The 19,667-nt window shown below is 61.2% G+C and carries 19 protein-coding genes; 11 read left to right on the top strand and 8 right to left on the bottom strand.

Annotation, left to right across the window (positions count from 1 at the left end):
• The first annotated feature begins 1 nt into the window (after nucleotide 1).
• From murG to lpxC, 7 genes are all read left to right on the top strand, one after another.
• On the top strand, nucleotides 2-1,066 hold the full coding sequence (gene murG / locus J9788_RS16500) for an undecaprenyldiphospho-muramoylpentapeptide beta-N-acetylglucosaminyltransferase (RefSeq protein ID WP_004932773.1): 1,065 nt from the start codon (nucleotides 2-4) through the stop codon (nucleotides 1,064-1,066).
• Nucleotides 1,067-1,150: 84 nt separating this feature from the next.
• Entirely contained in the window at nucleotides 1,151-2,626 is a 1,476-nt protein-coding gene (murC, locus tag J9788_RS16505) for a UDP-N-acetylmuramate--L-alanine ligase (RefSeq protein WP_046898124.1), read from the top strand.
• On the top strand, nucleotides 2,619-3,539 hold the full coding sequence (locus J9788_RS16510) for a D-alanine--D-alanine ligase (RefSeq protein WP_182265289.1): 921 nt from the start codon (nucleotides 2,619-2,621) through the stop codon (nucleotides 3,537-3,539). The genes murC and J9788_RS16510 overlap by 8 nt, the downstream gene beginning before the upstream one ends.
• Nucleotide 3,540: 1 nt before the next feature.
• Complete coding sequence (gene ftsQ / locus J9788_RS16515; protein WP_004932761.1) at nucleotides 3,541-4,392, top strand: cell division protein FtsQ; 852 nt, start codon at nucleotides 3,541-3,543, stop codon at nucleotides 4,390-4,392.
• Nucleotides 4,389-5,645, top strand: coding sequence for a cell division protein FtsA (gene ftsA / locus J9788_RS16520; protein ID WP_004932758.1), 1,257 nt, complete (start codon nucleotides 4,389-4,391; stop codon nucleotides 5,643-5,645). The genes ftsQ and ftsA overlap by 4 nt, the downstream gene beginning before the upstream one ends.
• A gap of 74 nt (nucleotides 5,646-5,719) precedes the next feature.
• Nucleotides 5,720-6,874, top strand: a complete 1,155-nt coding sequence (gene ftsZ, locus J9788_RS16525) for a cell division protein FtsZ (RefSeq protein WP_004932757.1) — start codon at nucleotides 5,720-5,722, stop codon at nucleotides 6,872-6,874.
• Nucleotides 6,875-6,977: 103 nt separating this feature from the next.
• A complete protein-coding gene (lpxC, locus tag J9788_RS16530) occupies nucleotides 6,978-7,895 on the top strand; it encodes a UDP-3-O-acyl-N-acetylglucosamine deacetylase (RefSeq protein ID WP_025159644.1) in 918 nt (305 codons plus the stop codon).
• A gap of 113 nt (nucleotides 7,896-8,008) precedes the next feature.
• Here lpxC and J9788_RS16535 read toward each other — a convergent pair whose 3' ends face one another.
• Nucleotides 8,009-8,524 (bottom strand): DUF721 domain-containing protein, encoded by a 516-nt coding sequence (locus J9788_RS16535; RefSeq protein WP_046898125.1) that lies wholly within the window; start codon nucleotides 8,522-8,524, stop codon nucleotides 8,009-8,011.
• A gap of 26 nt (nucleotides 8,525-8,550) precedes the next feature.
• Here J9788_RS16535 and secM point away from each other — a divergent pair, with 26 nt between their 5' ends.
• The 3 genes from secM to mutT all read left to right on the top strand — a co-directional run bounded on the left by secM (nucleotide 8,551) and on the right by mutT (nucleotide 12,357).
• Entirely contained in the window at nucleotides 8,551-9,081 is a 531-nt protein-coding gene (gene secM, locus J9788_RS16540) for a secA translation cis-regulator SecM (protein ID WP_033641856.1), read from the top strand.
• Between the two features lie 82 nt (nucleotides 9,082-9,163).
• Nucleotides 9,164-11,872, top strand: a complete 2,709-nt coding sequence (gene secA, locus J9788_RS16545) for a preprotein translocase subunit SecA (RefSeq protein WP_046898126.1) — start codon at nucleotides 9,164-9,166, stop codon at nucleotides 11,870-11,872.
• Nucleotides 11,873-11,952: 80 nt separating this feature from the next.
• Complete coding sequence (gene mutT / locus J9788_RS16550; protein WP_046898127.1) at nucleotides 11,953-12,357, top strand: 8-oxo-dGTP diphosphatase MutT; 405 nt, start codon at nucleotides 11,953-11,955, stop codon at nucleotides 12,355-12,357.
• A gap of 39 nt (nucleotides 12,358-12,396) precedes the next feature.
• Here the strand turns inward: mutT and yacG are convergent, their stop codons facing one another.
• The 3 genes from yacG to coaE are packed head-to-tail and all read right to left on the bottom strand — an operon-like array spanning nucleotide 12,397 to nucleotide 14,012.
• Nucleotides 12,397-12,588: a DNA gyrase inhibitor YacG gene (gene yacG / locus J9788_RS16555; RefSeq protein WP_025301578.1), complete on the bottom strand. Its 192-nt coding sequence runs from the start codon at nucleotides 12,586-12,588 to the stop codon at nucleotides 12,397-12,399.
• Nucleotides 12,589-12,639: 51 nt separating this feature from the next.
• The gene (gene zapD, locus J9788_RS16560) at nucleotides 12,640-13,392 is read right to left on the bottom strand and encodes a cell division protein ZapD (protein WP_033641859.1); all 753 of its coding nucleotides are present in this window, start codon (nucleotides 13,390-13,392) and stop codon (nucleotides 12,640-12,642) included.
• 5 nt (nucleotides 13,393-13,397) lie between these two features.
• Entirely contained in the window at nucleotides 13,398-14,012 is a 615-nt protein-coding gene (coaE, locus tag J9788_RS16565) for a dephospho-CoA kinase (RefSeq protein ID WP_046898128.1), read from the bottom strand.
• A 362-nt stretch (nucleotides 14,013-14,374) separates the two neighbouring features.
• Here coaE and J9788_RS16570 point away from each other — a divergent pair, with 362 nt between their 5' ends.
• Nucleotides 14,375-15,418: a GMP reductase gene (locus J9788_RS16570; protein ID WP_015376656.1), complete on the top strand. Its 1,044-nt coding sequence runs from the start codon at nucleotides 14,375-14,377 to the stop codon at nucleotides 15,416-15,418.
• 54 nt (nucleotides 15,419-15,472) lie between these two features.
• Here the strand turns inward: J9788_RS16570 and hofC are convergent, their stop codons facing one another.
• From hofC to nadC, 4 genes are all read right to left on the bottom strand, one after another.
• Complete coding sequence (hofC, locus tag J9788_RS16575; RefSeq protein ID WP_033651666.1) at nucleotides 15,473-16,672, bottom strand: protein transport protein HofC; 1,200 nt, start codon at nucleotides 16,670-16,672, stop codon at nucleotides 15,473-15,475.
• The gene (gene gspE, locus J9788_RS16580; protein ID WP_046898129.1) at nucleotides 16,669-18,111 is read right to left on the bottom strand and encodes a type II secretion system protein GspE; all 1,443 of its coding nucleotides are present in this window, start codon (nucleotides 18,109-18,111) and stop codon (nucleotides 16,669-16,671) included. The genes hofC and gspE overlap by 4 nt, the downstream gene beginning before the upstream one ends.
• 5 nt (nucleotides 18,112-18,116) lie before the next feature.
• The gene (gene ppdD, locus J9788_RS16585; protein ID WP_046898130.1) at nucleotides 18,117-18,554 is read right to left on the bottom strand and encodes a prepilin peptidase-dependent pilin; all 438 of its coding nucleotides are present in this window, start codon (nucleotides 18,552-18,554) and stop codon (nucleotides 18,117-18,119) included.
• 189 nt (nucleotides 18,555-18,743) lie between these two features.
• On the bottom strand, nucleotides 18,744-19,634 hold the full coding sequence (nadC, locus tag J9788_RS16590) for a carboxylating nicotinate-nucleotide diphosphorylase (protein WP_046898131.1): 891 nt from the start codon (nucleotides 19,632-19,634) through the stop codon (nucleotides 18,744-18,746).
• Between the last annotated feature and the right edge of the window lie 33 nt (nucleotides 19,635-19,667).

Genomic DNA, 19,667 nt, shown 5'->3' on the forward strand with positions numbered 1-19,667 from the left:
GATGAGCGGGAAACCTAAGCGTTTAATGGTGATGGCAGGCGGTACCGGCGGGCACGTGTTCCCGGGGCTGGCGGTCGCGCATCATCTGATGGCGCAGGGCTGGCAGGTGCGTTGGCTCGGAACCGCAGACCGTATGGAAGCCGATCTGGTGCCGAAGCATGGGATCGAGATTGATTTTATCCGCATCTCCGGCCTGCGCGGCAAGGGCCTGAAGGCCCAGCTGACCGCGCCATTGCGCATCTGGCAGGCGGTGCGCCAGGCGAAAGCCATCATGCGCAGTTATCAACCGGATGTGGTGCTGGGGATGGGCGGTTACGTTTCCGGCCCCGGCGGCCTGGCGGCCTGGCAGTGCGGCATCCCGGTGGTGTTGCATGAGCAGAATGGCATCGCCGGCCTGACCAACCGCTGGCTGGCGCGCATCGCCGCCAAAGTGATGCAGGCCTTCCCCGGCGCGTTCCCGAACGCCGAGGTGGTGGGCAACCCGGTGCGTACCGACGTGCTGGCGCTGCCGTTGCCGGCGGAGCGGTTGCAAGGGCGCGAAGGCCCGATCCGCGTGCTGGTGATTGGCGGAAGTCAGGGCGCCCGCGTGCTGAATCAGACTGTTCCTGAAGTCGCGGCGCGTTTGGGCGATAGAATTACGCTCTGGCATCAGGTGGGCAAGGGCGCGCTGGAAACGGTGCTGCGCGACTACGAGAGGGTAGGGCAGACGCAGCACAAGGTGACCGAGTTCATCGACGACATGGCCGCCGCCTATGCCTGGGCCGACGTGGTGGTCTGCCGCTCCGGCGCGTTGACCGTCAGCGAAATCGCGGCGGCGGGGCTGCCGGCGATCTTCGTGCCGTTCATGCACAAGGATCGTCAACAGTACTGGAACGCACGCCCGCTGGAAGAAGCCGGCGCGGCGAAGATTATCGAACAGCCGCAGTTCAACGCCGATGTGGTGGCCGAACTGCTGGCGAGCTGGGATCGCAAGACGCTGCTGGCCATGGCCGAGAAAGCGCGCGCGGTCGCCATTCCGGACGCCACCGAGCGCGTGGCGGCGGAGCTGGTGCGGCTCGCCAAGTAACGAGTGCAGGGGTTCGGCGCGCCGAACCTGAATAAAAGCAATGTGATGTAGGGCCGGGGTACCGGATCCGGATTAGAGAGAGTGATGAATACACAACAACTGGCGAAACTACGTACTATCGTGCCTGAGATGCGTCGCGTCCGGCACATTCACTTTGTCGGCATCGGTGGCGCCGGCATGGGTGGTATCGCCGAAGTGTTGGCAAACGAAGGGTATCAGATCAGCGGCTCCGACCTGGCGCCGAATCCGGTGACCCAGCAGTTGAGCGCGCTCGGGGCGACGATTTATTTCAATCACCGTCCGGAAAACGTGCTGGATGCGAGCGTGGTGGTGGTTTCTACCGCCATCTCCGCCGACAACCCGGAGATCGTCGCCGCCCGTGAAGCGCGCATCCCGGTGATCCGCCGCGCTGAAATGCTGGCGGAGCTGATGCGTTTTCGCCACGGCATCGCTATCGCCGGCACGCACGGCAAAACCACCACCACGGCGATGGTCTCGAGCATTTACGCCGAAGCCCGCCTGGACCCGACCTTCGTTAACGGCGGGCTGGTGAAGGCGGCGGGCACCCACGCACGACTGGGGTCCAGCCGTTATCTGATCGCGGAAGCGGATGAGAGCGATGCGTCGTTCCTGCATCTGCAGCCGATGGTGGCCGTGGTCACCAACATCGAAGCCGACCACATGGACACCTACCAGGGTGACTTCGAGAACCTGAAGCAGACGTTTATCAATTTCTTGCACAACCTGCCGTTCTACGGTCGCGCGGTGATGTGCATCGACGATCCGGTGGTGCGTGAGCTGCTGCCGCGCGTGGGTCGCCATATCACCACCTACGGCTTCAGTGAAGATGCCGACGTGCGCATCGAAGACTACCGGCAGATTGGGCCGCAGGGGCACTTTACCCTGAGCCGTCAGGACAAACCGTTGCTGACGGTGACGCTGAACGCGCCGGGCCGCCACAATGCGTTGAACGCAGCGGCGGCGGTGGCGGTAGCGACCGAAGAAGGCATCGACGACGAAGATATCCTGCGCGCGCTGGCGGGCTTCCAGGGCACCGGGCGCCGCTTCGATTTTCTCGGCGAGTTTCCGCTGGAGCCGGTCAACGGCAAAACGGGCAGCGCGATGCTGGTGGACGATTACGGCCACCATCCGACCGAAGTGGACGCCACGCTGAAGGCGGCGCGCGCCGGTTGGCCGGACAAGCGTCTGGTGATGATCTTCCAGCCGCACCGCTACACGCGCACCCGCGATCTGTACGACGATTTCGCCAACGTGCTGTCGCAGGTGGATGTGCTGCTGATGCTCGACGTGTACGCCGCCGGCGAAGCGCCGATCCCGGGCGCGGACAGCCGCTCGCTGTGCCGCACCATCCGCAGCCGCGGCAAGCTGGATCCGATCCTGGTTTCCGATGCCGATACCGTGCCGGAAACCCTGGCGCAGCTGCTGCAGGATGACGATTTGGTGCTGGTGCAAGGCGCCGGCAACGTGGGCAAAATCGCCCGTAAATTGGCCGAGCTGAAGCTGCAGCCGCCGAAGAAAGAGGAGGAGCACCATGGCTGATAAAGTTGCAGTTCTGCTGGGCGGCACCTCCGCTGAACGTGACGTTTCTCTGCAGTCCGGCGCCGCGGTGCTGGCCGGGTTGCGCGAAGCCGGTATCGATGCGCACGGCGTCGATACCCGCGATTTCCCGGTGACCCAGCTGAAAGAGCAGGGGTTCACCAAAGTGTTTATCGCGCTGCACGGCCGCGGCGGCGAGGACGGCACCCTGCAGGGGCTGCTGGAGTTCCTCGAGCTGCCTTATACCGGCAGCGGCGTGATGGCCTCGGCGCTGACCATGGACAAATGGCGCACCAAGATGGTGTGGCAGTCGATGGGCTTGCCGGTGGCGCCTTACGTGGCGCTGAATCGCCAGCTCTATCTCGGCGCCGAAAAAGCGGCGCTGCTGGCGCGCGTGGCGGATCTCGGCCTGCCGCTGATCGTCAAGCCGAGCCGTGAAGGCTCCAGCGTCGGCATGAGCAAGGTCACCGAAAGCGCGGCGTTGGCAGCGGCGCTGGAAGAAGCCTTCCGCCATGACGACGACGTGCTGGTGGAGAAGTGGTTGAGCGGCCCGGAATACACCGTGGCGATGCTGGGTGACCAGGTGTTGCCGTCGATCCGCATCCAGCCGGCCGGCGTGTTTTACGACTACCAGGCCAAGTACATTTCGGACGATACGCAGTACTTCTGCCCGAGCGGTTTGAGCGCCGAGCAGGAAGCCGAGATGGCGGCGTTGGCGCTGCGCGCCTACCGCGGTCTGGACTGCAGCGGCTGGGGCCGCGTCGACGTGATGCAAGACAGCGATGGCAGCTTCTATCTGCTTGAGGTGAACACCTCTCCGGGCATGACCAGTCATAGCCTGGTGCCGATGGCGGCGCGCCAGTTTGGATTAAGCTTCTCGCAGCTAGTGGCGAGAATTTTGGAGTTGGCCGACTGATATGTCGCAAGCTGCCCTGAATGCGCGCGATCGCGAGGTGGATAACGGCCCGCGCCGCAGCAATGGAACCCAGTTGGCGGGAATGATTTTCCTGCTGATGGTGTTGGGAACGGTCGTGTGGAGCGGTTGGGCGGTGCTTGGCTGGATGAAAGACGCCAGTCGCCTGCCGCTCTCAAGGCTGGTGGTGACCGGCGAGCGCCATTACACCACCAACGATGATATTCGTCAGGCGATCCTGGCGCTGGGCGCGCCCGGCACCTTTATGACGCAGGATGTGGACGTTATCCAGCAGCAGATCGAACGTCTGCCGTGGATCAAGCAGGCCAGCGTGCGCAAACAATGGCCGGATGAGCTGAAGATCCATCTGGTGGAGTATGTCCCGGTGGCACGCTGGAACGATTTGCACATGGTGGACGCCGAGGGCAAAGCGTTCAGCGTGCCGGCGGAGCGGGCGGGCAAGCAGAAGTTGCCGCTGCTCTACGGGCCGGAAGGGAGCGAGCAGGATGTGCTGGAAGGCTATCGGGCGATGAGCGCCACGTTGGCGGCCAGCAAATATACGCTGAAAATGGCGGCGATGACCGCGCGCCATTCCTGGCAGCTGGCGCTGGACAACGATGTCCGGCTTGAGCTGGGGCGCGATGACCGCAACGGGCGTTTGCAGCGGTTTATCGAGCTTTACCCGGTATTGCAGCAGCAGGGCCAGGCGGAGAGCAAGCGTGTCAGCTATGTCGATCTGCGCTACGAGTCCGGCGCTTCGGTAGGGTGGGCTCCGGTGTTGGTCGATCCGCAGGCGCTTGGCGGTCAGCAAAACAGTAATCAGCAACAGAATCAGGCACAGGCAAAACAACAATGATCAAGTCGACGGACAGAAAACTGGTAGTTGGACTGGAGATCGGTACTGCAAAAGTCTCCGCGTTGGTAGGGGAAGTTCTGCCCGATGGCATGGTCAACATTATCGGGGTGGGCAGCTGCCCGTCTCGCGGCATGGATAAGGGCGGCGTAAACGACCTGGAGTCGGTGGTGAAGTGCGTACAGCGCGCCATCGATCAGGCCGAGCTGATGGCGGACTGCCAGATCTCGTCGGTGTACCTGGCGCTGTCGGGCAAACACATCAGCTGCCAGAACGAAATCGGCATGGTGCCTATCTCGGAAGAGGAAGTGACGCAGGACGACGTGGAGAACGTGGTGCACACCGCCAAATCGGTGCGCGTGCGCGACGAACACCGCATCCTGCACGTGATTCCTCAGGAATACGCCATCGATTATCAGGAAGGCATCAAAAACCCGGTTGGGCTGTCCGGCGTGCGCATGCAGGCCAAGGTGCATCTGATTACCTGCCATAACGATATGGCGAAGAACATCGTCAAGGCCGTGGAACGTTGCGGCCTGAAAGTTGACCAACTTATTTTCGCCGGTCTGGCCGCGAGCTACGCGGTGCTGACCGAAGATGAACGCGAACTCGGCGTTTGCGTGGTGGATATCGGCGGCGGCACCATGGATATGGCGGTGTACACCGGCGGTGCGCTGCGCCACACCAAAGTGATCCCTTACGCCGGGAACGTGGTCACCAGCGATATCGCTTACGCCTTCGGCACGCCGCCGACCGACGCGGAAGCGATTAAAGTTCGACACGGTTGTGCGCTTGGGTCGATTGTTAGCAAGGATGAGAATGTAGAGGTGCCTAGCGTCGGGGGACGTCCTCCGCGCAGTCTGCAAAGACAGACGCTGGCTGAAGTCATTGAGCCACGCTACACCGAACTGTTGAATCTGGTTAACGATGAAATTTTGCAATTGCAGGAGCAACTGCGTCAGCAAGGGGTGAAGCATCATCTGGCGGCCGGTATCGTGCTGACCGGTGGCGCCGCCCAGATTGATGGCCTGGCAGCCTGTGCGCAACGGGTGTTCCACACCCAGGTACGCATCGGCCAACCCTTGAACATCACGGGTCTGACGGATTATGCGCAGGAGCCTTACTACTCGACGGCGGTAGGTCTGCTGCACTATGGAAAAGAGTCTCACCTGAGCGGTGAGACAGAAGTAGAAAAACGCGCCTCGGTGGGCAATTGGTTTAAACGCATCAATAGCTGGCTGAGAAAAGAGTTTTAATGTTTCAACAAAGAGATCATGCTGAGTAATCTTTTTATGATCTCGCAGCGACAGGCACAAAACGGAGAGAAACTATGTTTGAACCAATGGAACTAACCAATGACGCGGTGATTAAAGTCATCGGCGTCGGCGGCGGCGGTGGCAACGCCGTTGAACACATGGTGCGCGAGCGCATCGAAGGTGTTGAATTCTTCGCTGTGAACACGGACGCCCAGGCGCTCCGCAAAACGGCGGTTGGCCAAACCATCCAGATTGGTAGCGGTATTACCAAAGGTCTGGGTGCGGGCGCGAACCCGGAAGTGGGTCGCAATTCAGCGGAAGAAGACCGCGAAGCCCTGCGCGCAGCGCTGGACGGCGCAGACATGGTCTTCATCGCGGCCGGCATGGGCGGCGGTACCGGTACCGGTGCGGCGCCAGTGGTGGCTGAAGTGGCTAAAGATTTGGGTATTCTGACCGTGGCCGTGGTGACCAAGCCTTTCAACTTCGAAGGCAAAAAGCGCATGGCATTCGCGGAGCAGGGTATCGCTGAACTGTCCAAACACGTGGACTCGCTGATCACTATCCCGAACGACAAGCTGTTGAAAGTTCTGGGTCGCGGCATCTCCCTGCTGGACGCGTTCGGCGCGGCCAACGACGTGCTCAAAGGCGCGGTGCAGGGTATCGCCGAGCTGATCACCCGTCCGGGCCTGATGAACGTCGACTTCGCCGACGTGCGCACCGTGATGTCCGAAATGGGCTACGCGATGATGGGTTCCGGCGTGGCTTGCGGTGAAGACCGCGCCGAAGAAGCGGCCGAAATGGCGATCTCCAGCCCACTGCTGGAAGACATCGACCTGTCCGGCGCGCGCGGCGTCCTGGTCAACATCACCGCCGGCTTCGACCTGCGTCTGGATGAGTTCGAAACCGTGGGTAACACCATCCGTGCGTTCGCTTCCGACAACGCCACCGTGGTTATCGGTACCTCGCTGGATCCGGAAATGAACGACGAACTGCGCGTCACCGTGGTGGCAACCGGTATCGGTATGGACAAGCGTCCTGAAATCACCCTGGTGACCAATAAGCAGGCCAGCCAGCCGGTGATGGATCACCGTTACCAGCAGCACGGCATGTCGCCTCTGCCGCAGGAAGTGAAACCTGCCGCCAAGGTGGTCAACGACCAAGCTGCGCAGCCGAATAAAGAGCCCGACTATCTTGATATTCCAGCCTTCCTGCGTAAACAGGCAGACTAAGAATATCCTGAGAATTTGGAATCTCCGCTCTTTGTGCTAAACTGTCCCGCCAGCCTTGCTGTATGCTTGGCTGGTAGGATGGATAACATTGCGAGATAAAACGATGATCAAACAAAGGACATTAAAACGTATTGTTCAGGCGACTGGTGTCGGTTTGCATACCGGCAAGAAAGTCACGCTGACAATGCGCCCAGCGCCGGCTAATACCGGGGTCATCTATCGTCGCACTGACTTGAATCCACCGGTTGATTTTCCGGCTGATGCAAAATCCGTGCGTGATACCATGCTCTGTACTTGCCTGGTGAATGAGCATGACGTGCGTATTTCGACCGTTGAGCATCTTAACGCCGCGCTGGCTGGGCTGGGCATCGACAACATCGTCATCGAAGTCGACGCCGCTGAAATCCCAATCATGGACGGCAGCGCCAGTCCGTTCGTGTTCTTACTGCTGGATGCCGGCATCGAAGAACTGAACTCGGCGAAGAAATTCCTGCGTCTGAAAGAGACCGTACGCGTTGAAGATGGCGACAAGTGGGCCGAGCTGTCCCCGCATAACGGGTTCCGCCTGGACTTCACCATCGACTTCAACCACCCGGCCATCGACGCCAGCTCTCAGCGCTATCGTCTTGATTTCTCGGCTGAGTCTTTTGTGCGTCAAATCAGCCGTGCGCGCACCTTCGGGTTCATGCGTGATATCGAATACCTGCAGTCCCGCGGCCTGGCCCTGGGCGGCAGCTTCGACTGCGCCATCGTGGTAGACGACTACCGCGTGCTGAACGAAGACGGTCTGCGTTTCGAAGACGAATTCGTACGTCACAAAATGCTGGACGCCATCGGCGACCTGTTCATGTGCGGCCACAACATCATTGGCGCGTTCACCGCGTACAAGTCTGGTCACGCGTTGAACAACAAACTGCTGCAGGCCGTACTGGCCAAGCAGGAAGCGTGGGAATACGTGACCTTCCAGGACGAAGCCGAAATGCCATTGGCATTCAAGGCACCGTCTACCGTATTGGCGTAAGGTCTGCTTTCCTCGCCTGCGAATAACGGCAGGCGCATCCCCTGAGAGCCTGAGAATTCAGGCTCACGATGGTGTGATGTCGGCTGCCAGATGTTTTGCAGTTGTGTCGCTGATTACTTATCACGACTGGTTGTATTGGTACCCTCTCCGGCCAATGCAGCCAGCCGTTCCAATATCTTGCGCAGTTTCTCCGGGCTACGGCTCGCTAATCCTCTCAGCTCTTCCGCACTCTCCAGACTCAAATGCCGCATCGGCACGGGTTTTTCCGGCGCTTTTTCGGCGTTTTGCACCTGGTTGTTGCCTTTCGCCATCAAGGCCGGATTAATCCTGATGTCGATCGACGACAATGATGGTAGAATTTGCGCTCGTAGTGCAGACAGCAAAGCGGGTTGTTCGTAGCGCAAGCGCATCATCCAACTGGCATTTGCCGTTTCGAGCACTAAAATACCCTGTCGGAAATTCGCGACGCGGCACCAGGGATGCAGGGGAGCGGGCAACAGGCCCTTCACTGCACGGTTAAGCTTGAGCAGCGCCACCGCGCGTTGCTGGACGTTATGCAGCGGCCCTTTGCTGCCGGCAGACGCGTCGTCGAACAGGACATCTAATAATTGTGGACGGCTATCGCGCATAATGGGCTCCGGCGGATTATAAACTCGTGATCGGTATTCTAAATCGTTGGCGACAATTTGGCAGACGTTATTTCTGGCCCCATCTCCTGTTAGGGATGGTTGCGGCCACGCTTGGCGCGCCTTCCAATTTGTCCGGCGCACCCGATCAGGCCGCATTGCCGAGCACATCGTCCAGCCTTAACCGGCAAAATTCGGCCAACGGCACCTTCAACAGCCTGGCCCTGCTGCAGGACGCGCATCGCCGTCCTACCTTCAGCGTAGATTATTGGCAGCAACATGCGCTGCGCACCGTCATTCGTCACCTCTCTTTCGCGCTGGCGCCGCAGGCGGTTTATGCGCGGGTGCAGGAGAGCGAAGCCGAAGCGGAACCCCCTTTGCAGGTAGCGCAACTGGCGCTGCTTTCTACTCTCAACGCGCTGCTGACGCACGAGCCGAAGCCGCCGACCATCATTCGCCACACCCACCTTGAGGTGCTGCCAACGCTGGCGCGGCACCAGACCGGCCTGTGGGTGGCGCAGGTGCAGGGCATTCGCGCCGGGCCCGTCGCCCTCGTCTGATCTCGCCCTTTGGGCACAAAAACCATAAATAATAGCAAGTTGACTGCCGCGCTCGGCGGTCATGACAGAGATATCAAACATCATGTTAGTGAAATTATTAACCAAAGTTTTTGGCAGCCGTAACGATCGTACCCTGCGCCGCATGCGCAAAGTGGTTGAGCAGATCAACCGCATGGAACCGGACATGGAAAAGCTGTCCGATGACGAGCTGAAAGCGAAAACCAACGAATTCCGCGCGCGCCTGGAGAAGGGCGAATCGCTGGAAAGCCTGATCCCGGAAGCCTTCGCCGTGGTGCGTGAGGCGAGCAAGCGCGTGTTCGGCATGCGTCACTTTGACGTGCAGCTGCTGGGCGGCATGGTACTGAACGACCGCTGCATCGCCGAGATGCGCACCGGTGAAGGTAAAACCCTGACCGCGACGCTGCCGGCCTACCTGAACGCCCTGAGCGGCCGCGGCGTGCACGTCGTGACCGTCAACGACTATCTGGCGCAGCGCGACGCCGAAAACAACCGTCCGCTGTTCGAGTTCCTCGGTCTGAGCATCGGCATCAACCTGCCGGGCATGCCGGCGCCGGCCAAGCGCGAAGCTTACGCTGCCGACATCACCTACGGCACCAACAACGAGTACGGCTTCGACTACCTGCGCGACAACATGGCGTTCAGCCCGGAAGAGCGTGTGCAGCGCAAACTGCACTATGCGCTGGTGGATGAGGTGGACTCCATCCTGATCGATGAAGCGCGTACGCCGCTGATCATCTCCGGCCCGGCAGAAGACAGCTCCGAGATGTACATCAAGGTCAACAAGCTGATCCCTAAACTGATCCGCCAGGAAAAAGAAGACTCCGACACCTTCAAAGGTGAAGGGCACTTCTCGGTGGACGAGAAGGCGCGTCAGGTACACCTGACCGAACGCGGTCTGATCCTGATTGAAGAGATGCTGGTGGAAGCCGGCATCATGGATGAAGGCGAATCGCTGTACTCGCCGACCAACATCATGCTGATGCACCACGTTACCGCCGCGCTGCGCGCTCACGTGCTGTTCACCCGCGACGTGGATTACATCGTGAAAGACGGCGAAGTGATCATCGTCGATGAGCACACCGGCCGTACCATGCAGGGCCGCCGCTGGTCCGACGGTCTGCACCAGGCGGTGGAAGCCAAAGAAGGCGTGGAGATCCAGAACGAGAACCAGACGCTGGCTTCGATCACCTTCCAGAACTACTTCCGTCTGTATGAGAAGCTGGCCGGGATGACCGGTACCGCCGATACCGAAGCCTTCGAATTCAGCTCGATCTACAAGCTGGACACGATCGTGGTGCCAACCAACCGTCCGATGATCCGTAAAGACATGCCGGATCTGGTGTACATGACCGAGAAAGAGAAGATCGGCGCCATCATTGAAGACATCCGCGAGCGTACCGCCAAAGGCCAGCCGGTGCTGGTGGGGACTATCTCGATCGAGAAATCCGAAGTGGTGTCCCGAGAGCTGACCAAAGCGGGCATCGACCACAAGGTGTTGAACGCCAAATTCCACGCCATGGAAGCGGACATCGTCGCCCAGGCCGGCCAGAGCGGTGCGGTGACCATCGCCACCAACATGGCGGGCCGTGGTACCGATATCGTGCTGGGCGGCAGCTGGCAGGCCGAAGTGGCGCTGCTGGAAGAACCGACCGAAGAGCAGATCGAAGCCATCAAAGCCGCCTGGAAAGAGCGCCACGACGCGGTGCTGGCGGCGGGCGGCCTGCATATCATCGGCACCGAGCGCCATGAATCGCGCCGTATCGATAACCAGCTGCGCGGCCGTTCCGGTCGTCAGGGCGACGCCGGTTCATCCCGCTTCTACCTGTCGATGGAAGATGCCCTGATGCGTATCTTCGCCTCGGATCGCGTGTCCGGCATGATGCGTAAACTGGGCATGAAAGAAGGCGAAGCAATTGAGCACCCGTGGGTGACCAAGGCGATCGCCAACGCGCAGCGCAAAGTGGAAAGCCGCAACTTCGATATCCGTAAGCAACTGCTGGAATACGACGACGTCGCCAACGATCAGCGCCGCGCCATCTACAGCCAGCGTAATGAATTGCTGGACGTGTCCGACGTGAGCGAAACCATCGCCAGCATCCGCGAGGACGTGTTCAAGAGCACCATCGACAACTACATCACGCCGCAGTCGCTGGAAGAAGAGTGGGACATTCAGGGGCTGGAAGAGCGTCTGAAGAACGACTTCGATCTGGAGATGCCGATCGCCCAGTGGCTGGACAAAGAGCCGGAGCTGCACGAAGAGACGCTGCGCGAACGTATTCTGGAGAACGCCAAAGAGCAGTATCAGCGTAAGGAAGAAGTGGTCGGCAGCGAGATGATGCGCAACTTCGAGAAGGGCGTGATGCTGCAGACGCTGGATTCCCTGTGGAAAGAGCACCTGGCGGCGATGGACTACCTGCGTCAGGGCATCCACCTGCGCGGCTATGCGCAGAAGGATCCGAAGCAGGAGTACAAGCGCGAATCCTTCAACATGTTCGCCACCATGCTGGAATCGCTGAAATATGAAGTGATCAGCGTGCTGAGCAAGGTACAGGTGCGGATGCCGGAAGAGGTGGAAGCGCTGGAACAGCAGCGCCGTGAAGAGGCCGAGCGCCTGGCGCAGCAGCAACAGCTGAGCCACCACGACGAGAACGCGCTGGTGACCGAAGATCCGAACGCGCCGGCGACCGCCGAGCGCAAAGTGGGCCGCAACGATCCTTGCCCATGCGGTTCCGGCAAGAAATACAAGCAGTGCCACGGCCGCCTGCAGTAATGCCGGCCGCGGTTGACCGATAATACCCAGGGGTTCAGCTTGCTGAGCCCCTGTTTTTTGGCACCCATCAGGAGGGTGAGATGAAACATCTGAATATTGCCGTGGGCATCATCCGCAATGCTCAACGGGAGATCTTTATTACGCGCCGCGCCGCTGACGCGCACATGGCCGGATTCTGGGAGTTTCCTGGCGGCAAGATCGAGCAGGGTGAGACGCCGGAACAGGCGCTGAGCCGCGAGTTGCGCGAAGAGACCGGTATCGAAGCCGAGCGGGCCGAACTGCTGGAGGTGGTGGAACATCGTTTCAGCGATCGCATCGTGACGCTGAATTTTTATCTGGTGGAGCGTTGGGCGGGCGAGCCGTTTGGCCGTGAGGGGCAGCCGATGCGCTGGGTAAAACAGGCGGAGCTGCGTGAAGACGAGTTCCCGGAAGCCAACGCCGGCATTATCCAACTGCTGGTGGCGCAGGCTGGTGCCGCGCAATAGCACTATCGGCCTGGCGCGCGCCAGGCCTGCAAACGGCGACTAGCGGTCGTCGAGTTCGCTCCAGTCCTCACTTTCCGACAGATCGCTGTTGCTCGGAATGCGCTTCTCTTCATCGGCCCACTCGCCAAGATCGATCAGCTGGCAGCGCTTGCTGCAAAATGGCCGGAACGGGCTGACTTCGCCCCAAACCACGCCGGTGCCACAGGTTGGGCATTTCACTACGGTCGTCATAACGGTTCCTTACGCCTTCTGGCGGTGCTGAGAAGGCTTGCTTTCATGAGTTCAACAACAGGCCAGTTCGAACGTCAGGCGTTCAGGCACCATGCCATGTTCGCTGTCCAACGGCAGGAAACGAATGGCATAACGCGTCTTGTGGCCGGAAATTTGCGGATAAAGCTGCGGTGCCAGATGGAGGCGCAGGCGCAGCAGATCCGCCCCTTCGGCGTTGTCCTGGAAAAAACCGTTCAGGCTGATTTGATTGCGGAACGGCCCCGACTGACGGATCAGATCCAGCACCATGATCAGCGCCTGGTTCAGCGGATCCAGCGACTGCAGCCAGGCGGCGACGTCGGCATCGCGATCCTGCTGCGGCGCGTGCATCCACATGTGCAGGGTCGGCAGATCGAAGCTGCAGCAGCCGCCGGGAATGTTCAGACGCTGGCGCACCAGGCCGATCAGCCGGTCTTCACGCAGTGCCTGACCGAGGCGCGGTGCCGCCATCAGCGCCGATGAACGCGACTTCAACTGGCCGCGCAACTGCTCGATCAATGCCATATCCACGCCCGGCACATCGGCCCAGGCCAACAGTTTTTGCTGTTGACGCTCCAGCTCTTTGAGCAGTTCGGTGCGTACCTCGCCGCGCTCCAGCACGTCCAGCAAATCGGAGACGGTGCGGAAAAAGGTAAGGGCGATGGCGGTTTCGCTCAGGGCGCGCTGGCCGTGCAGCTGTTGCAGTAAAAACTCGATGCGCAGCCAGGTGCGCATTTTTTCGTTCAGCGGGTGTTCAAAGAGAACGGTTGGGGAAACATCACTCATGCAGTTTAATCCTGTTGGGGCGCTGTTGCCGCCAGTTCAAGGTAGCGACGATGCAGTGCGGCGACCCGTGGCTCTATCCCCTGAGCGGCGCCGCTGTTGTCAATAATGTCATCCGCAACGGCGAGGCGCTGCTGGCGCGTGGCCTGGGCGGCGAGAATGCTCTGCGCTTGCTCGCGGCTGATGCCGTCGCGCGCGATGGTGCGAGCCAACTGGGTTTCGGTGTCGACGTCGATCACCAGCACCCGATCGGCGCAATCCTGCAGGCCGTTTTCCACCAGCAGCGGCACGACCCACAGCGCGTACGGGCTGGTGGCCTGCGCCAGTTGGCGCTGGGTCTCGCGGTGTATCAGCGGATGCAGCAGCTGGTTCAGCCAGGTTTTGTCATCGGGATGGCTGAAGATGCGCTGACGCAGCGCAGCGCGGTTGAGCGCGCCGTCCGGCAGCAACATTTCATGACCAAATCGCTCGGCGATCGCGGCCAAGGCAGGGGTGCCCGGCTCAACGACCTGACGGGCGATCACGTCGGCATCGACAATGGCTGCGCCGTGGCGCGCAAAGGCGTTCGCAACGGTCGTTTTGCCGCTGCCTATGCCCCCGGTCAACGCAACAATGTAGGCCATGGTGTTAGGTGCATCCGATGTTCATAAAAAAATAATAGACGAATCATAAAGCGATCGCGCAGAAGTGCAAGTCGGCAGGCGGCGCTTGCGCCTCGGCCCCGTTTGGGCGGCGAGAAAAAGCGCAGCGGCACGGCAGAAATGAGCGGGCAATCACACTGCGATTATGCAGGTAAATTTGTCGGATTGTAGCGTAAATAAAGGCGAATTCGCAGTCTTGTTCGGCGATTATTAGCGCGTATTATAACGTCACTGGAACTGGCATTAATCTCGCCGTCATCTTTCCGCGCCACGGGAAAGCCGTCGGGCAGAGGTTCGAATATCCTCCTTGCGATCCGTCGCCATTAACCAGGAAATCATAAGTCATGCGTATTGAAGAAGATTTGAAGTTAGGCTTTAAAGACGTGTTGATCCGCCCTAAGCGTTCCACGTTGAAAAGCCGTTCCGAGGTTGAACTGGAACGTCAGTTTACCTTCAAGCATTCAGGTTGCAGCTGGTCCGGCGTGCCGATTATCGCCGCCAACATGGACACGGTGGGCACCTTCCGCATGGCCGAGGCCCTGGCTTCTTTCGACGTTCTCACCGCGGTACACAAACATTACAGTGTCGAGCAATGGGCTGACTTCGTGCAGCGCATGCCGGAATCGGTGCTGCGCCACGTGATGGTGTCCACCGGCACCTCCGAAGCCGACTTCGCCAAAATGCAGCAGATCCTGGCCCTGTCTCCGGCGCTGAAATTCATCTGTATCGATGTGGCCAACGGCTACTCTGAACACTTCGTCGCCTTCCTGCAGAAAGCGCGCGAAGCCTGCCCGAATCACGTCATCTGCGCCGGCAACGTAGTGACCGGCGAGATGGTGGAAGAGTTGATCCTCTCCGGCGCCGACATCGTTAAAGTCGGCATCGGGCCGGGATCGGTATGCACCACCCGCGTGAAGACCGGCGTGGGCTATCCGCAGCTGTCGGCGGTGATCGAATGCGCCGATGCGGCCCACGGGCTGGGCGGCCAAATCGTCAGCGACGGCGGTTGCTCGGTGCCGGGCGATGTCGCCAAAGCCTTCGGCGGCGGCGCGGACTTCGTGATGCTGGGCGGCATGCTGGCCGGCCACGACGAGTGCGAAGGCACCGTGGTGGAAGAGAACGGCGAGAAATTCATGCTGTTCTACGGCATGAGCTCCGAGTCAGCGATGAAGCGCCACGTCGGCGGCGTGGCGGAGTATCGCGCGGCCGAAGGCAAAACTGTCAAGCTGCCGCTGCGGGGCGAGGTGGAGTTCACCGTGCGCGATATCCTCGGCGGCCTGCGTTCTGCCTGCACCTACGTCGGCGCCGAGCGTTTGAAAGAGCTGACCAAGCGCACCACCTTTATCCGCGTGGCGGAGCAGGAAAACCGCGTCTTCGGCAGCAAATAAGCCGCACCTTGCATTCGGGCGCAGTGCATCGCAGCGCCCGCTATCCTTTTACCCTTATCCCAACACGCTGCCCAGTTGAAAGATAGGCAGGTACATGGCGATCACCAAAGCGCCGACAATCCCACCTACCACCAGCATCAGCAGCGGCTCCAGCGTTTGCGCCAGCGTATCGGCCAGCTCGTGCGTCTGCCGTTCATACCACTGCGCCAATTTATCCAGCAAGGCGTCCAGCGAACCGGACTCTTCGCCCACCCGCACCAACTGCCGGCACAGCGGCGGAAACAGCGGTTGCAGGCCCAGGGCATGATGAAAGGCTTCGCCTTCGGCGATCTGCCGTTGCACCTGCTCCAGCGCCTGTTTGTACAGCAGATGGTCAGCCGCCAGCGCCGCCGCGTTCAACCCTTCCACCAGCGTCAGCCCGGCGCGTTGGGTCATGGTCAGGATGCGAAATGTTTGGCTCAGCGCGCCGCCGCTCACCAGCCGGGCGATCAGCGGCAGGCGCAGCAAGAGTGCCTGTTCACGTCTGCGCCACGGCGGGCGCGGGTGCAGCCAGCGGCCATAGCCGAACAGCGACGCGCCCAGCAGCAACGCCAGATAGGGGCCGGTGGCGATCAACTGCGCAGACAATGCCAGCAACCCTTGGGTAAACCAGGGCAGCGGCGCATCGAACGATTGATAAACCTTGGCGAATTCCGGCAGCACCATCACCAGCATCAACACGCTGACCATCAGCGCCACCGCGCAGATGAAGAGGGGATAACGCAGCGCTTTGGTCACCTTGCGGCGCAGCAGCAACTGGGCCTCCTGTTGTTGCGCCAGCTGCAGGCAGCAGCGATCGAGGTTGCCGGTCAGTTCACCGATGGCGATCAGCTGGCGATAGATCAGGGGAAAAATCCCCGGTTGTTCGGCGAGGGTTTCGGAAAGCGGTTGCCCTTCGCGCACCTGGTCGGCCAGCTGGCGCAGCAGGCAGCGCCAGGCTGCCGAAGGATGCTCTGCTGCCAGCAACTGCAGCGCATTGACCAGCGGCAACCCCGCCTGCAGCAGAGTGGCGAGCTGGCGGGTGAAGTGGATTAACGGTTCTCCACGCCATTGGCCGGGCGTAACGCGTTTGCCGTGCCCGATTCGGCACGGTTGCAGGCCTTGTTCGATCAGCAACCGGCTCACCTGCCGTTTTTCCTCGCTCATCAGTTCGCCGCGGCGTAAGGCGCCCTGTGCGTCGAAAGCCTGCCAAAGAAACAACCGGCGCGCTTTCATGGTGCGGCTATGCCAGGCTGGACGACGTCGATCACGCGGTACAGTTCTTCCAGCGAGGTCGTGCCTTCGGCGGCCAGCGCCAGGCCCGCCTGCAGCAGCGAAAGCTGCCCCTGTTCGCGGGCGATATCCGCCAGCAGACTGGGAGCGGCGTTCGCCAGCAATGCCGCCTGTATTTCCGGCGTAATGGCCAACAGTTCATACACGCCGATGCGCCCATAGTAACCGCCGAAGCAATGCTCGCAGCCATCGGCGCGCCAGACGGTCAGCGGTTCCGGCCAGATCGCGCTGGGAAAATGCGTCGGCTGGCTGTGCGGATAGCGGCAGTGGCGGCACAGTCTGCGCACCAACCGCTGCGCGACGACCAGCTTCAGGCAGCCGGCGAGCAGGTAGCCGGGGATCCCCATGTGCATCAGCCGCGTCAGGGTTTCGCCGGTGGAGTTGGTATGCAGCGTCGACAGCACCAGGTGGCCGGTTTGCGCGGCCTTGACCGCGATCTCGGCGGTTTCCGCATCGCGGATCTCGCCGATCATGATGACGTCTGGATCCTGGCGCAGCAGGGCGCGCAGCACCCGGGCGAAGCTCAGCTCGGTTTTGGCGTTGATCTGAGTCTGATTAACGCCGAACAGCGGGATCTCGACCGGATCCTCGACGCTGCACAGGTTGCTCTGCGCATCGTTCAACTGGCGCAGACCGCTGTACAGCGTCACCGTTTTGCCGCTGCCGGTCGGGCCGGTCACCAGGATCAACCCTTGCGGGCAGGCCAGCGCCGTCGCATAGCGCGCCAGATCCGCCCGGCTCATGCCTAACTGATCCAGCGGCAGTTCTTGTTGCTCGCCCTGCTGAACGCGCAGCACCACCTTTTCGCCGTGCAGCGTCGGCAGGGTGGCGATACGCATGGCATAGCGCGCGCTGTCCAGCGTCAGGCTGAGCTGCCCGTCCTGAGGCTGACGGCGCTCGGCGATATCCAGCTGGCCGAGGATCTTCAGCCGGGCGATGAGGCGCGCGGCCAGCTGCGGCGGCGGTGAGGCGAGGGTTTGCAGCACGCCGTCGATGCGCAGACGAATACGAAAATGCTGCCGAAAGGGCTCGAAGTGGATGTCCGAGGCGCGGCGCTGGATGGCCAGGCGCAGCGTCTGGTTGATGAATTGCACCACCGGCGCATCGCCGTCGTCGGGGTAGGCGATATCGGTCGTGTCCTCTTCGGCCGCCAGCGGCGCCGAGAGCGGTTCGTGGCGCTGGTTAAGCGCCAGCTCCAACCTGGCCGCCGGCCATTGTTCCAGATGGATGCGTTTGCCGGTGGCGAAACGCAGCGCCGCCAGCAGCCCCTGCGGCGCTTCTTCGCTGAGCGCGACCGTCAGTGTGGTCGGGTCTTCGCTCAGCGCCAGCGCCTGATAGCGCCGACACAGGGTGTGAACCTCTTCGCTGATTTGCGCGTTCATCGCCGTTACTCCGCCGCGTCGTCGAAGCGGAAGACTTCCCGGCATACCTCAACCAGCGTCGCGTTTTCGCTGCTGCACAGCCGGGTCCAGCGGGTCAGCCCATCGGCGTTCGACTTGGGGGTTAACGCCACCGCCAGCCCCTGCAGCGTTTGGGCGCCGGTCAGCGTGATTACGCCTTTAACGACTTTCACCCCGCTGACATAACGCGACGCGCCGCTGGTGGGAATGCCTTTGCTGCCGGCTTCACAGCCGGCGGGCGCGCCTTCATCCAGCACGCACAGCTCGACCGCCAGCTTATACGGCGCCATGGTTTGCAGCATGTCGGTCATCGCCGCTTTCTGGATGTAGCGCTGATAGGCGGGAATGCCGATGGCGCTGAGGATGGCGATGATGGCGATCACCACCATCAGTTCGATCAGGCTAAAGCCGCGTTGCGTTTCCATGCGTTGTTTCCTCCATAAGGGTGTGGAAAACAACGGTAGCGGTTTGCGCGGGGGAACGGCGAGCGGGTTTTACGCGTTTCTCGGCGAACTTCCATCAGTATTGATGTCGTTTGCAGCGGAGGGAAAAACGGTGCGAGGGGCTTCGCAAATCTGCGGTAACGCCCCCGGCGGCGGCCGGGGGCGAGGGGATCATTTGAAGCGCATCGACAGATCGAGCGCGGTCACATGCTTGGTCAGCGCGCCGACCGAAATGTAATCCACGCCGGTCTCGGCGAAGGTGCGCAGCGTCTCGCTGGTGACGTTGCCGGACACTTCCAGCTGGGCGCGGCCCTGGGTTTGGGCGACCGCCTGACGCATCATCTCGACGCTGAAGTTGTCCAGCATGATGATGTCGGCGCCGGCGTCCAGCGCCTGCTGCAGTTCATCGAGCGACTCGACTTCCACTTCCACCGGCACGTCGGCGTGCAGCCAGAAGGCTTTTTCCACCGCGTTTTTGATCGAGCCGGAGGCGATGATGTGGTTTTCCTTGATCAGGAAGGCATCGGACAGCCCCAGCCGATGGTTGCTGCCGCCCCCACACAGCACGGCGTATTTCAGCGCGGTGCGCAGGCCGGGCAAGGTCTTGCGGGTATCGAGCAGGCGAGTCTGGGTGCCTTCCAGCAGAGCCACGTAGCGGCTGACCTCGGTCGCCACGCCGGAGAGCATCTGCACGAAGTTCAGCGCGGTGCGCTCGCCGGTCAACAGCACCCGCGCAGGGCCGCGCAGCCGGCAAAGCGGTTGGTTCGGTATCAGACGGTCGCCGTCTGCCACCAGCCACTCCACCTGCACCTGGTTGCCCAACTGAATAAAGACTTCGTTCAGCCAGCGGCGGCCGCAGAACACGCCGGCTTCGCGGGTAATGACGGTGGCTTCGGCCTGCTTGTCCGCCGATAACAATTGCGCGGTAATATCGCGCCCGGCGTTAACTTCACCTCCCAGGTCTTCGCGCAGCGCCTGGGCGACGGCATAGGGAATATCACTTTCAATACGTTCAAGAAGCTCGGTGCGGCGACGGTCGGCACTGTAGCGGCGTGTCGGCATGGAAAACTCCGAAATGGACGGTTAGTTCGTAGG

The sequence above is a fragment of the Serratia sp. X10 genome, assembly GCF_017811775.1.
GTDB classification, from domain to species: domain Bacteria; phylum Pseudomonadota; class Gammaproteobacteria; order Enterobacterales; family Enterobacteriaceae; genus Serratia; species Serratia ureilytica.